The 14,249-nt window shown below is 34.9% G+C and carries 16 protein-coding genes; 13 read left to right on the top strand and 3 right to left on the bottom strand.

The annotated features are described in order from the left end of the window. Positions 1–117: 117 nt before the first annotated feature. From AO058_RS17410 to AO058_RS17355, 12 genes are all read left to right on the top strand, one after another. Positions 118–1,317: a porin gene (locus AO058_RS17410; protein ID WP_075327691.1), complete on the top strand. Its 1,200-nt coding sequence runs from the start codon at positions 118–120 to the stop codon at positions 1,315–1,317. Between the two features lie 48 nt (positions 1,318–1,365). Further along, positions 1,366–2,043 (top strand): response regulator transcription factor, encoded by a 678-nt coding sequence (locus tag AO058_RS17405; RefSeq protein WP_075327690.1) that lies wholly within the window; start codon positions 1,366–1,368, stop codon positions 2,041–2,043. Next, positions 2,040–3,308, top strand: a complete 1,269-nt coding sequence (locus AO058_RS17400) for a sensor histidine kinase (RefSeq protein ID WP_075327689.1) — start codon at positions 2,040–2,042, stop codon at positions 3,306–3,308. Before AO058_RS17405 ends, AO058_RS17400 begins: the two co-directional genes overlap by 4 nt. Positions 3,309–3,406: 98 nt before the next feature. After that, a complete protein-coding gene (locus AO058_RS17395) occupies positions 3,407–3,850 on the top strand; it encodes a PepSY-like domain-containing protein (RefSeq protein WP_083634208.1) in 444 nt (147 codons plus the stop codon). A gap of 17 nt (positions 3,851–3,867) precedes the next feature. Then, complete coding sequence (locus tag AO058_RS17390; RefSeq protein ID WP_075328021.1) at positions 3,868–4,725, top strand: SdiA-regulated domain-containing protein; 858 nt, start codon at positions 3,868–3,870, stop codon at positions 4,723–4,725. A 5-nt stretch (positions 4,726–4,730) separates the two neighbouring features. Further along, positions 4,731–5,429 (top strand): TVP38/TMEM64 family protein, encoded by a 699-nt coding sequence (locus AO058_RS17385; RefSeq protein ID WP_075327688.1) that lies wholly within the window; start codon positions 4,731–4,733, stop codon positions 5,427–5,429. A gap of 137 nt (positions 5,430–5,566) precedes the next feature. After that, positions 5,567–6,133, top strand: a complete 567-nt coding sequence (locus tag AO058_RS17380) for a pentapeptide repeat-containing protein (protein ID WP_075327687.1) — start codon at positions 5,567–5,569, stop codon at positions 6,131–6,133. Between the two features lie 45 nt (positions 6,134–6,178). Next, positions 6,179–6,556 carry a PH domain-containing protein gene (locus AO058_RS17375; protein WP_075327686.1) on the top strand — a complete coding sequence of 126 codons (378 nt, stop codon included), beginning with the start codon at positions 6,179–6,181 and terminating at the stop codon, positions 6,554–6,556. 195 nt (positions 6,557–6,751) lie between these two features. Then, positions 6,752–6,937 carry a hypothetical protein gene (locus AO058_RS17370; RefSeq protein WP_075327685.1) on the top strand — a complete coding sequence of 62 codons (186 nt, stop codon included), beginning with the start codon at positions 6,752–6,754 and terminating at the stop codon, positions 6,935–6,937. Between the two features lie 537 nt (positions 6,938–7,474). After that, positions 7,475–8,983, top strand: coding sequence for an FAD-dependent oxidoreductase (locus AO058_RS17365; RefSeq protein ID WP_075327684.1), 1,509 nt, complete (start codon positions 7,475–7,477; stop codon positions 8,981–8,983). A 66-nt stretch (positions 8,984–9,049) separates the two neighbouring features. Next, positions 9,050–10,225, top strand: coding sequence for a zinc-dependent alcohol dehydrogenase (locus tag AO058_RS17360; RefSeq protein ID WP_075327683.1), 1,176 nt, complete (start codon positions 9,050–9,052; stop codon positions 10,223–10,225). A 171-nt stretch (positions 10,226–10,396) separates the two neighbouring features. Continuing rightward, the gene (locus AO058_RS17355) at positions 10,397–10,744 is read left to right on the top strand and encodes a hypothetical protein (RefSeq protein WP_156858157.1); all 348 of its coding nucleotides are present in this window, start codon (positions 10,397–10,399) and stop codon (positions 10,742–10,744) included. Positions 10,745–10,851: 107 nt separating this feature from the next. Here AO058_RS17355 and AO058_RS17350 read toward each other — a convergent pair whose 3' ends face one another. Both AO058_RS17350 and AO058_RS17345 read right to left on the bottom strand, forming a co-directional pair. Then, positions 10,852–11,196, bottom strand: coding sequence for a cupin domain-containing protein (locus AO058_RS17350; RefSeq protein WP_075328020.1), 345 nt, complete (start codon positions 11,194–11,196; stop codon positions 10,852–10,854). A 79-nt stretch (positions 11,197–11,275) separates the two neighbouring features. Beyond that, positions 11,276–12,289, bottom strand: a complete 1,014-nt coding sequence (locus AO058_RS17345) for a lipoate--protein ligase (protein WP_075327681.1) — start codon at positions 12,287–12,289, stop codon at positions 11,276–11,278. A gap of 330 nt (positions 12,290–12,619) precedes the next feature. Here AO058_RS17345 and AO058_RS17340 point away from each other — a divergent pair, with 330 nt between their 5' ends. After that, on the top strand, positions 12,620–12,835 hold the full coding sequence (locus tag AO058_RS17340) for a hypothetical protein (RefSeq protein WP_075327680.1): 216 nt from the start codon (positions 12,620–12,622) through the stop codon (positions 12,833–12,835). 144 nt (positions 12,836–12,979) lie between these two features. Here AO058_RS17340 and AO058_RS17335 read toward each other — a convergent pair whose 3' ends face one another. Next, entirely contained in the window at positions 12,980–14,167 is a 1,188-nt protein-coding gene (locus tag AO058_RS17335) for a proline dehydrogenase family protein (protein ID WP_075327679.1), read from the bottom strand. Positions 14,168–14,249 lie beyond the last annotated feature (82 nt).

Below are 14,249 nucleotides of genomic sequence, written 5' to 3'. Positions count from 1 at the left end.
TTCCAGTTTTGAGATTCATATTTGTATTTTTTGGGAGAATTGTAAAAAAAGTGTCAGATTTGAAACTTATATATTATTCTTGCAAATTATAAGGTTTCAAGCAGATAAACATATTCCATGAAGATTCAACATTTACTTATTCTAAGCTCAATTTTATTCTTTAGTAATGCGCAAGCCCAGGATATTACCGAAAACAGTTTTGGGAATGGGATAATAAATACGGTGGCAAGAGATAGTTCTTTCAGCCTAAGGTTTGGAGCAAGATTTCAATCTCTATTTGTGAATGAATGGCGCGACTCTGAATTTGAAGGATTTGAATCAGAAAGCTCTAATATTCTAATTAGGCGTGCCAGATTAAAATTTGATGGTTTTGCTTATTCTCCCAAATTAAAATATAAAATTGAGTTAGGGCTATCTAACCGGGATATTTCGGGAGGTTCAGAATTTACAAATAATACGCCCCGGTACATACTTGATGCGGTTTTAAAGTGGAATTTCTATGAGAATTTTGTGTTATGGGCCGGCCAAGCTAAATTGCCGGGCAACAGGGAACGTGTAGTATCTTCTGGAGACCTGCAGTTTGTAGACAGGTCTTTATTAAATAGCAGGTTTAATATAGACAGGGATATTGGGGTACAATTACACCATAAAATCTATTTGGGGAACCAATTTGTAGTAAAAGAAATTTTTGCTTTTTCACAGGGGGAAGGAAGAAATGTAGTGACCGGCAATCTTGGCGGTTTTCAATATACGGGACGCCTGGAAGCTTTACCTTTTGGAGAATTTCAGGATTATAGAGAGGCTTCTTTAGAAAGGTATGAAACGCCTAAATTAGCAATGGGCGTTACTTATGATCATAATAACGATGCGGTAAAAACCCGCTCTAATATGGGGGCATATATGTTTACCGAAAACGGTTTACATTCGACCGATATTTCTACCTTCTTTGCAGACTTTATGTTTAAATATAAAGGAATATCAGTTTTAGGTGAATTTGCTCACCGGGATGCCGAGAATCCTATAGCGATAGAAGAAGATGGAACGCGCACCGGTGCCGTTGTAAATGTGGGGAATTCCATTAACCTGCAAGGTGGATATTTATTTGATAATAATATAGAAGTTGTAGGTAGGTTCACCCAGGTGAAAGAAGATATTATAGGCTCCCTGTTTCCTAACGAAAAACAGTATACTTTGGGACTTTCTAAATATTTAGCTAAGCATAAATTAAAAATACAAACCGATTTAAGTTTTAGAGATAGCCCAGATCCAGAATGGAATAATCTAATGTACAGGCTTCAGATAGATTTCCATTTATAATCTTTATAGGTGCGAAGACAAACTAACTGAAGTTTTAAAAATATAGCCATGAAAATTCTAATTGTAGAAGACGAACAGGATATGTTGCAGAACATGAAAGATTTTCTATTAAAAGAGAATTTTGTGGTAGAAACAGCAGAAAGTATCGCCGAGGCTCGTAATAAAATTGGGGTTTATACCTACGATTGTATTTTGCTGGATATTAATTTAAAAGACGGTAGTGGCTTTCAGCTTTTGGAAGAATTGAAGCGAAAGAATATAGAAGACGGGGTAATTATTGTTTCTGCCAGGAATTCTTTAGACGACAGGCTTGAAGGTCTAAACCTCGGTGCCGACGATTATCTCGCCAAGCCTTTTCATATGGCAGAGTTAAATGCCCGCGTAAAAGCTGTATTAAGAAGACGCCAGTTTAACGGGAATAATAAAATAAAGATTGGCAACCTTAGTATAGACCTGGACGAGCACGAAGCAAGTATAGATGATAATCCCTTAAATTTAAACCGAAAAGAATACGAAATTCTATTATTCTTTACATCAAACCAAAACAGGCTGGTAAATAAATCGGCTTTGGCAGAACACGTTTGGGGCGATCATATAGACCAGGCCGATAGTTTTGAATTTATATATTCCCAGATTAAAAATCTTCGGAAAAAACTAAAAACCGCCGGTGCCGATATAGAAATTAAAGCGGTTTATGGAATTGGCTATAAATTAATTACCCAATGAAATTATTAAATTATACCACCAGTTATTTTTCGGCAATACTGCTGGTTCTGTTGGGGATATGGGCGGTAATTTTCTACCTGGAAATGCTGGATGAAATTTATGACAGCCTGGACGATGGCCTGGATAATCAAAAAATGCTGGTGATTAAACGGGCAAAACAAGATGCTGAGTTACTTCAACGTTCACAATTTAAAGATGGCAATTATACCATACGGCCTATAGATAAAAATAGCGCGATAAGTTTTAAAGATTTTTATCGTGATACGCTTATGTATATGCAAAACGAAGATGAATATGAACCGGTAAGGCTGCTGGAAACCGTTTTTAAAAAAGATGACGAATTTTATAAGCTGAAAATTATAACTTCTATGGTCGAGGAAGACGACCTTATTGAAGATTTACTGTTTTCCCTTATTCTTCTTTATGTAGGCTTGATTTTGAGTATAGTTTTACTCAATAATTTAATCCTGAAGAAAATTTGGAACCCGTTTTATACTTTGTTGCAACAGCTCAAAGACTTCAGGCTTGGGAAAGATCAAAAAATTGAAACTGTTCCTTCAAATATTGATGAATTTAACCTGCTAAATACACGCGTAGAGCAAATGCTGGGAAAATCTATTTCCAGTTATAACAGCCAGAAACAATTTATAGAAAATGCCGCACACGAATTACAAACTCCTTTGGCTATTAGCATCAATAAACTGGAGTTGCTAGTAGAAAAGGAAGAATTAAACGAGGAGCAAATTGAGTTAATAGCTTCAGTTTTAAATAACTTAGAGGGTTTAACCCGAATGAACAAGTCTTTGCTTTTGCTTTCTAAAATTGAAAATCAGCAATTTCCGGAGGAAGAAATAGTAGATTTCAATGCGGTAATTACCGACTTAAAAAGTGATTTTGAAGACCTTGCCGGTCATAAAGAAATGAAGATTAATTTAAAAAGTACGACTTCATTAAAATATAAAATGAATAAAGGCCTGGCGAGAATTTTGCTTTCAAATTTGTTGAAAAATGCTATTATTCACGGCCAAAGAAATAGTGAGATTGAAATAGAAATTTCTGCAAAAAACTTTATTATACGTAATACTGCCAATAACGGTGCTTTAGATCCAGAAAAAGTATTTTCACGCTTTCAAAAAGATTCTTCTTCCAAAACTTCCACGGGAATAGGATTGGCCATTGCCCAAACCATTGCTAAAAAGTATGAGTTTCAGTTAACCTATTACTACGAACAAAAACACACTTTTCAACTAAGATTTCCGCGCTAAACTGGTATTTATTTCCTAAATAAAATCCTGCACCTCAATAATTCCAGATTTCTTCCAGTATTGTAGTTCAACTTTGTTTAAAATTAAAAATTATAAAGATGAAAAAGTCAATTTTTTTAATCCTGGCTATCGCCATGGGATTTACCGCTTGCGAAGATGATGATATGCGAAATTCTGAGATCCCTTCAGTAGTATTAAATGGGTTTACCGAACAATTTCCTGATGCAAAAGGTGTAGAATGGGAGAAGAAAGCCGATATCTATGAAGCCGAATTTGATATTGATAATGTAGATCATGAAGCAATTCTAAATACTGAAGGAAGTCTTTTGAAGTATAAATACGACATTGTGTACGAGGAACTTCCTGAAGCAATAAAAACTACAATCACTACCGATTATGATAAAACCAAAGTAGATGAGGTAGAGTTGCTTAAAATTTCTGAAAACACTTATTACCAGGTAGAGTTTGATGAAGAGCCAACCGATACTAAGATTATTTTTGAAGAAACGGGAGCGGTGAATACGGAAGTTACCACCTGGTAATTATTAAAGAAATGAAAATGGTGAATAAAATAGCAACGCTAATTGTAGTGGGAGTATTAAGCCTTGCCGGCTTAATACTCTTTGGATATAATGAATTTATAACCAAAGATACCCTGCAGGATCAACCTGTAGCTTACGAGATAATTAATGAATGGCAGCTGCCTAAAGAGCTTGATGAGGTTTCGGGAATAGACTGGGTAGGTGATAATAAGTTGGCTTGCATTCAGGATGAAGATGGCATCATTTTTATTTTTAATCTTGAAACTTCAAAAGTAGAGAAAAGTATAGAATTCGCGGGCGCGGGTGATTACGAAGATATTCGTATTGTAGGTAAAACTGCCTATGTTTTGAGAAGCGATGGTGAAATTTTTGAAGTCAGCGATTTTTTATCGGGTAATTCAAAAACAAAAACCTACAGTAATTTTTTAACCGAAAAACAAAACCTGGAAAGCTTAGCCTGGGACAAAAATAATAAACGTTTGCTGCTGGCCATAAAAGATAGAGAACTAAAAGACGATAACTATAAAGGAGTTTATCAATTCTCTTTAACCAATAAAGAATTGGAGAGAAATCCGCTTTATCGTTTAAATATGCAAGACAGCTTATTAAGGGAAAGAGAAACAAAACTCAATAAAAAGCTCCAACCTTCTGCACTTTCCATACATCCCAAAAATAAAGATTTTTACATTCTGGATGGTCGGGCTCCCCAGTTGGTTATTGCGAATAGTGATATGAAACTAAAAAAGCGTTACGCTTTACATGAAGATGATTTTGAGCAGGCCGAAGGACTTACTTTTAGTGAAAACGGTAGGTTATTTATCTCTAACGAAGGAAAAGGCGGAAAAGCAAATATCCTTGAAGTAATATTCAAATAGATTGTATGAAGGAAACGGAAGAGAATACGAACGTAAAGAAAAGTAAAGCCCCCTTAATATTTTCATTAATCGTAATTCTAGTTCTTGTTGGCGGTTACTTTTTTATCCCTGGTATGCATCAATTTTTTAATGAAGCCTGGGAGGTTTTAACCAGTAACGATAACCAAAGAATAAAAGCCTGGGTTTCCAATTTTGGATGGATAGGTCCTTTGGTGCTTATTATAGCTATGATAGCCCAAATGTTTCTTTTAGTAATTCCATCGGTAGCTTTAATGATCGTTTCAATTTTAGCTTATGGGCCCGTATGGGGAAGCTTAATAGTTTTTACGGCCATTTTTTGCGCTTCTTCGGTAGGCTATTTTATAGGTCGCTATTTTGGGCCGGTAATCGTTCAAAAACTGTTGGGGCCAAAGACTGAAAATAAGATAAGTGACTTTTTAGACGATTATGGGTTTTGGGCGGTGATTGTCACCAGGATCAATCCGTTTCTAAGCAATGATGCAATTAGTTTTGTAGGCGGAATTTTAAAAATAGGTTACTGGAAATTTATTGGTGCCACCTTGTTGGGAATTACGCCACTTACAATTTTTATCGCCTTAATAGGAGATAGCACTCAGCAATTAAAAAGTGGTTTGTTGTGGGGCTCTTTGGTAAGTTTAGTGCTTTTTATCCTCTATGTGTATTGGGATAAAAAGAAGCGGTGAAAATTATAGAAATTAAAAGCTTAAAATTGTACAGAATTTCCATGAGGTGAGCTATAGCTCAATGCCGACTTATATTTTAAGATACTTAAATTTTAAAAGTACAGCTTCAAAAAAATTAAAAGATGTATTTTTAACCTATGGAAAACCAAATTGAAGAGCAGGTTTTTAACAATAAAAATCTGCTAAATTATAGCTTCGCTAATAGTTATGAATCCTGCCAATTTACTAACTGTAATTTTTCTACCGGAAATTTAAAAGGAATTCTTTTTATAGATTGTGAATTTGAAGAATGCGACCTGAGTAACGTAAATCTTGATCATACCTCATTCCAAAATTGCAATTTTAAAGCCTGTAAAATGATGGGCTTATTGTTTAATAATTGTGAACCTTTTGCCTTCTCTATTTCGGTTAATCAGTGTATTCTAAACCACTCTTCCTTTTTTGGAATGAAGCTGAATAAAACTCTTTTTCAGCATTCAAAACTTATGGAAGTAGATTTTTCATCGGCCTATTTATCGCATTCAAAGTTCCTGAATTCTGATCTTTTCGGGGCTGTATTTCAGAATACAAATCTTACCAAAGCCGACTTCAGCAGTGCGCAGAATTATATTATAGATCCGGAAAATAATAAATTAAAAGGGGCTAAATTCAGCCTTGATCAGGTAAGCGGATTATTGAATAAATATCAAATTATAATTGATTAAAAAGAATTACTAAGTTAGTAGTACTTAAATTTATAAGAAAAAGTCATGAGTTTATTGAACAAATTAATGGGCAATGCGGCCAGTATTTCTAAAGAAGAATTAGATAAAAAATATGGCCGATTATTAACTGAAACCGAAGAAATTGAATTGGGTTTTTCCTTGTTACGGGATATATTTATGTTTACAAACAAACGACTTATTTTAATAGATATCCAGGGGCTAACCGGGAAAAAACAAGAATATTTATCGCTACCCTATAGGCACATTTCCAGGTTTTCTCTTGAAACTGCAGGCACCTTTGATTTAGACGCCGAATTAAAAATCTGGATTTCCAGTGAAAATGTACCAAGCGTATGTAAACGCTTTAATAAAAGCATAGATATTTATGCCGTACAAAGATATCTTGCCGGGAAAGTAATTTAGAAGTAAGCGGAAGTAAGAAGCAAATAACTGCAAACTTCAAGGGCTGTGTTTAGGACTGAGAATCATTAAATTTTCACCCCTTATAGTGCGGAGTATTTTAATATTTCTTTAGAAAGATTAACTAAAGTTTATTAGAGATTTCATCGCAATGCATATTTCTATTGATACTTTTATAGTAATCAAACACAAGAGATTATGATTTCTATCTGGTATATTCTGTTTTTTATTGTACTCTTTTTTCTTATATTTTTTTGGAGAAAAAGACACGCTAATCGTGATTCTAAGACTGATAACATAAAAGCCAAAAAAGAAGAATTTAACCCGGAGTTTTCATCAAAACCTGAAACTGATGAAGAGGATAAAAACAGTAATACAAAATAAATTTCTACTTAATTTTTTTACTAAAGTTTGGATCAAAAACTTGAAATTCAATTAGCCCTTCTTCTTATTGTAGATTCGTTTTCCGTCCCAAAATTTAACCATCCCAGTTCGTAATTTCCCTATAGTTTCAAATAGTAAGTCTGTTGCTTATATTAGATAAATACTAAAGTCTTTTTGTCTGGAAATTTACGATGCAGAACGTAATCTTCAGAAATAATCATCCTTCCAGCATTTTCTTCAATAGGAAAAAATTAATAAGAAAATTTAGAAATCTGGTTTTCGTTTAACATTTATTCGGAAGAAAAAAATTACTTCAGCGTAGATATTACTGGTACTGAAGCTTGTTTTAAGACCTATTTCTTTCCCGTGCATTATTAACAAAGGTTTTGCCAGAAATTAGTATAAATTATTCCATCTCCTTTCTAATTTTATAATGTAGCCTTGCTTAATCCCTATTTACAAGGTGTTTACAGTGTGGTAATTCAATTTCTGAAAACTGATTACCTGCCTGGAATTTAATTTTAAAACATATAAACTATGATTTCAAATACCATCTGGAATTCTTTTGAAACAGCGCATGAATTTCCGGTTCTAAAAGATAATCTTCAAGTAGATGTAAGTATAATTGGAGGGGGAATTACCGGGATATCTACGGCTTATTTTCTCAAAAAAGCTGGTTTAAAAGTTGCGGTTCTCGATGCAGGAAAGATTGGAATGGGCACCACCGGGCATAGTACGGGAAACCTTTATCATACAGTAGCCGAATTACTTTCTTCGCTAGATTCTAAATATGATGAAACGACTATTAAAAAGGTATTAAAAGCCCGAACTTCAGCTATAGAAATTATAGAAAAAATTATTCACGAGGAAGCGCTAGACTGTGATTTCAAACGGCAACCCATGTATCTTTTCTCTACGGATAATGCCAATAAAATTGAGAAAGAAATTTCGGTTTCGTCCAAACTGGGAGTTTCTCTTGAAGACGTTTCTCCTGAGAAATTTTCTTTTGAAGCCACTAAAATCCTTAAATATCCCAATCAGGCACAGTTTAATCCTTTTTTATATGTAAACCAACTGGCCCATAAGATTAACTCAAAAGAGTGCCAGATTTTTCAGGATTCAAAAGTAGAGGAAGTTGAAAAGTTGGAGCATGGTCATTACAATTTAAATACTGCGAAAGGCGATGTTTCAAGTAAATACTTGGTACATGCCGCGCATAGTTCTAAAGGCATTGATATAAAGTTTGATACTACTTTAGGGCCTTACCGCGAATATGCCGTAGCCGCAAGTTTGAAAACAGAGAATTATCCGCAGGGAATTTTCTGGGAATATAAAGGCAAAGAAAAATACTCTTTCCGTTCTTATAAACGGAATGGAAAGTCTTACGTGATGGCGGTTGGAAAATCTTATAAAGTAGGCCAGTCTGATAATAATTCCGAATTAATGGATTCCCTGGTAAAGTATTTACATGGAAAATTTCCGGTAGAGAAACTCACACATTTTTGGGGTGGTCAAAATTATAAACCTGCAGACCTTTTACCATCTATCGGGAGAAAAGGTACGCATAAAGATGAATTTATAGCCACCGGTTTTTCTACAGACGGATTGATCTATGGAAGCCTTGCCGGAAAAATCATTACCGATTTAATTACCGGAAAGGAAAATGAGTATAAAGAATTATTTAATCCGTTGCGGGTTAATCCGGTAAAATCGTCAAAATCTTTTATCAAGGAAAACCTGAATGTTGCGAAAGAATTTTTCAAAGATCATATCCTGGGAAGTTCTACTGAAGAAATAGAAAAACTAGGCGCGGGAGAAGGTAGAGTAGTGGAGATTGAAGGTAAGAAGTTTGGAGTTTCCCGGGACGTAAATAACCGGTACGAAATAGTATCGGCAAGTTGCACGCATTTGGGATGTGTAATTCATTGGAACGATTTAGAAAAATCCTGGGATTGCCCCTGTCATGGGAGCAGGTTTACACCATCGGGCGAAGTAATTGAAGGTCCAGCAATGGATGCACTGCCGAGAATAAGTGATCACGAGTAAAAAATAATATCCCTATAATTTTAAATTAATAGAAAGTATATAATAACCACCAAAAACAGAAAAATTATGAAAGCATTAGTTTGGCACGGAAGAAACGACGTTAGAATAGACACTGTTCCCGATCCTAAAATCAAAGAACCTACAGATGTTATTCTTAAAATAACTTCTACTGCAATTTGTGGGTCAGATCTTCATATTGTAGATGGAATGGTCCCTACCATGGAAAAAGGAGATATTTTAGGTCACGAATTTATGGGCGAAGTAGTGGAAGCCGGCCGGGAAGTAAAAAAGTTTAAAGTTGGAGACAGGGTAGTGGTTCCTTTTACCATTGCCTGTGGAAATTGTGAGTATTGTGACGATACCCTTTACAGTTTATGTGATAATTCCAATCCTAACCCCGAAAAAGCCAAAGCGAATTTAGGACATTCCATTTCAGGAATTTTTGGATATTCCCATATGCTCGGCGGTTTCGATGGTGGACAGGCAGAATATGTAAGAGTTCCTTATGCTGATGTTGGCCCTATAAAAGTTCCTTCAACTTTAAGCGATGACCAGTCACTTTTTCTATCAGATATTTTCCCTACAGGCTATATGGCAGCTGAAAATGCTGATATTAAAAGAGGAGATACCGTGGCTATTTGGGGCTGTGGTCCTGTTGGACAGTTTGCGATTCAAAGTGCATTTATGTTGGGAGCCGAAAGGGTAATCGCCATAGATTCAGTAAAAGAAAGACTTGATATGGCAAAAAAACATTCCAGGGTAGAGCTTATTAGAACAACCGATAGGGATGATGTTTATGAAAAACTTATGGAAATGACCAATGGCAAAGGCCCCGATTCCTGTATTGATGCAGTAGGAGCAGAAGCTCACGGAGATACGCTTTTCGGAAAGGCTGTAGATAAAACCAAGGAAGTTCTTCAATTACCAATGTCCAGACCTTATGTACTACAACAAATTATGATGAGTTGTAAAAAAGCGGGGACGGTTTCTATTCCGGGGGTTTATATTGGTATGGTTAACGAGATTCCGTTTGGGGCTGCAATGAATAAAGCGCTGACTTTTAAAATGGGACAAACTCATGTTCAGCGTTATTTAAAACCTTTGCTGGATAAAGTAGATGAAGGACTTATTGACCCAAGTTTTATAATTACTCATAGAATGAAGCTGGACGAGGCACCAAAGGCCTATGACCTATTTAAGAAGAAAGAAGATAAATGTGTAAAGGTTGTACTTACACCCTAATTATTCAAATTTTTTATCAGGCCTTTTTCTGGTTTTTTGCAGCCGTAAGGCCTGATTTTTTTTCTTTAATATTTGAGAATTGAATTTATGACCTTTATAAAAGTAATTAACTGGGGGTTTGCCTTTTTTGGATTTTGTATAATGGCTTTTTTCTTATTCAAACTGGAACAGGTGTTCTCAGCAAGTCCTACTGCGGAAACTTCAAAACAAGCGATTCAGAATTTTCAAATTAGTATATGGTGTGGATGGCTTTTAATCACCGGCCCTGCTATTTATTTTAGATGGAAATATGCTAATCATATACTTTTTATAATAGATTATCTTATTGCTATTAGCGCTTTTATCATTTTAGGCATTTATGTAAATAAGGGGACAGAACTTGAATTATGGTCTCTGGGAGATTCTTTTAGAGGAAATATAAGCTTTATGGTAATGAGGAATATTCTGCTTATTTGCGGAATGACGGCCTTTATTCACGCTGCAATCTGGTGGTTTTCTAAAAGATGGCATCGCAGGTAATTTAAAATGAACAATTAATACAAAGAATTTTAATGAAATCCCTGTATTAATTGTTTCACTCTATTATGCACATTGAAATGCTTTGGAGCAGCTTATTTTTTCAAAAATCAGGAATTTTTTGCCACATCCTCAACCCGTTGGGTAGTATCTGCTTTTGTAAGGCTAAGTCTTACAATACTGTTTTCCCTGGCTTTTAGATCGTGGGGTACATTGCCATCCAGAGCAACTAAATCTCCTTTTTCTAAGTCATGTTTTTCTCCATTTACTCCAAAATCAATAGTTCCTTCATATATTTCTACCACGATGGGAAATGGAGTTTTATGTTCTTTAAGGCCCTGTCCTGATTTAAAGGCGATTCTTATTTCTTTACTGACTTCAGTTTCGAATAATACTTTTACCGCCGGCGATTTCTCGCTATATTCCAGATTTTCGGTTAGGGATGCTTTCTTCATTTTATTATTTTTTAAAATTATTTTCTTCAATTTATTTGATTAATCGAGCTTAAAATCTTCCGATGTGGTTTAGGATTATTTATGAGGCTTCAATTTCATCGTTGCCATATACCAGTTCTAAAAAATCTGCTTTGGGTAGGGCGCCAAAGTAATCTTCAATTATTACCGGTTCCAGTAATTTATTGATTTCCTGCCGGTCATACCGCGCGCCCAGCAAAAGATTCTCCAGCTGTGTTACAGGTTCTTTTCCGAAGAAATCTCCATAGATTTTAAAATTTATTATTTCCCCTTTTTCTACAAAAATCCTAAGATCAATTTCGCCTACAGGAAAACGTTTACTGCGCTGAATATTGAATTTAGGAGACTTACCATAGTTCCATTCCCAGGTTCCATATTTTTCATCTTTTAGGGCGTAAACTGCTTTCCATTCTTCGGCAGAGAGATGATAGGTTTCAAAATCTTCACTTTCGTTATATAACCCTTTAAGAATTAACGCCCTAAACTCTTCAATTTCTATTTTTTCTGAGAGGAATTCACTAATGTTTGCTACCCGGCTACGGCTGGATTTGTGTCCTTTAGATTGAATTTTTGTCATTTTTACATTCAGGGCTTTTACAACTTCTTCCAGATCACTATCCAGCAGTAGAGTGCCGTGATGTAACATTCTTTTTCCCGTAGAAAACTGTGCATTTCCTGAAATTTTCTTATCGTTTGCCAACACATCATTCCGGCCTTTTAATTCGGCTGGAATTCCCATTTTTCTAAGAATTTTTATTACCGGCGCGGTAAATTTCGCAAAGTTATTTAAGCTTTTTACATCGTGATTTGTGATAAAACTGAAGTTTAAATTGCCAAAATCGTGATATACGGCACCTCCGCCAGAAACTCTTCTCACCACGTGAAGATCGTTTTCTTCTACATAATCAAAATTAATTTCTTCCAGAGTATTTTGGTTTCGACCAATTATAATAGAAGGTTCATTTATATAAAATAATAAGTAATCATTTTCAGGATTAAAATTACGCAACGCATATTCCTCTAATGCCAGGTTTATCGTGGGATCATTAATTCCTTCGTTATCTATAAAAATCATTTTTCAATTTTTTATTACCAAAAGTGTGATTCTTCAATTTAGAAATTTTTTCGGGTTTTATTTCAATTTTAATTCGGTAACAAAGTAACAGCTATAATAAAGGAAGGTTAATGATTGAAATCATATTAAAACTAAAGTTTTTCGAAAATCGAGATTTTAAAAGTCTTGAAGTTGGTAGAATCTTTCAAATTTGATGAAAAAATGAAGTTTTTTTAGATGTTAGCTTCGTTTTCAAACTTCTAAGCTTAACCATGTAGTAAAAATTAATTATCTTACCGGTTTTTGGTAACAGAACGAAAATATTTACTATTTTATATTTAAAAATTGACTATGGGCAGACCTTCCACAAAAGCTAAAGATTTGAGAGATGGATATTATATTGAAGTCCGGAATAAGAACCAACGAAGCGGTATCAAGATTAGAAGAGATACCAAAGAACAACTGCTGCTTGCTATAGAGGAGTACAAGGAGAGCAAGGAGGTAATTGTTTTAGGAAAATCTGAGAACGGAAAAATGAAAGAGATTCCAGATATTAAAGTTGATTAATCGCTTTTTTTAATTTGAAAGAAAGGAATTGATAAGTGGAATATCTTTTCAGGATTTTTCCCAATTATCGTCTTAAAAACAAAAACCCCGTAAATCTTAGGATTTCGGGGTTTTTTGTTTCAATTTTTTTTAGATAATGAATGCTTAATTAGTTTCTAAAACCAGTTTTCTTCTTTTCTTTTCGCCCTGCAGTAAATTAAGTTCGCGGTTTGTTTGCCCTTCAACAGAAGAATTTTCTTCGGCCCTTCGCAATAAATAAGGAACTACTTCTTTAACGGGGCCAAAAGGTACTAACTTGGCCGTATTATAATCCTTGCTTGCCAGATTATAGCTAATTTGGTCACTCATACCATAAAGCTGGCTAAACCATACCCTGGGATCATCTTTGGCTATTCCCTGGTCTTCCATAGCCTGTAAAGCCAAATAGTTACTCATTTCATTATGTGTTCCAATAAAAACAGCTATATCATCAATATTGTCTAAACAATACGTCATCACATTATTAAAGTTAAGATCGGTAGCTTTTTTGTTTTCGCAAATGGGAGATTTCTTCCCGTATTTTTTTGCACGTTTATTTTCCTTCTCCATATAAGCACCTCGTACAATCTTGGCACCAATTTTAAAACCTTTTTCATTTGCTTTTTTATGCAATGCTTTAAGGTAATCCAGCCGATCCCAGCGGTAGCATTGAAAAGTATTAAAAATAAGAGCTTTATCTTTATTGTACTTTTCCATCATCTCTTCCATAAGATCATCAGCGGCATCCTGCATCCAACTTTCTTCGGCATCAGCATATAAACGTACATTTAGCTTGTAAGCCTCTTCACAAAGGTCTTCCACCCGGGCTTTTGTTTTCTGCCATTCTACTTTTTCTTCCTCGTTAAGGTTAATATGCGAACTAAGCTTATGCCAAATTTCGAAACTTCCCAGGGCGGTAGGTTTAAAAATCGCGAAAGGTATTTCGGTTTCTTCCTGTGCAAATTTGATGAGGTCTTTTTTTACCCGGAAGGCGGCATCAAATTCTTCTTCTGTCTTTTTACCTTCCACAGAATAGTCAAGAATGCTGGAGAGGTTTACCTGGTGCATTTCTTTAATTACCGGTTTGCAATCATCTTTGCTGGTGCCAGCACAAAACTGGTCAAAAATGGTACTTTTTATTAATGGTTGTATAGGAAGTCTTGCCTTTAAAGAGAATTTGGTCAATAAAATTCCAGGTTTAATTAATGAAGGAATTCCCATTACATTAAAGAGAAGCAGCGCTCTATTAAGTTCTAAATCTGTTTTTAATCTAAATGCGGTTTCGGTATCGTTAAATATTTTTTTCTCAATCATAGCCTAAAACTAACTCTTAAACCAGATAGCTAAAAGCGCTTTAGATTAATTTTAACCCACTTTCCCGGTAATACTCAAAAGG

This window comes from Salegentibacter sp. T436 (assembly GCF_001932675.1).
GTDB classification, from domain to species: Bacteria; Bacteroidota; Bacteroidia; order Flavobacteriales; family Flavobacteriaceae; genus Salegentibacter; species Salegentibacter agarivorans.
Note: the sequence above shows the minus strand (reverse complement) of the source record. Positions and strands in the feature narration are given on the sequence as shown.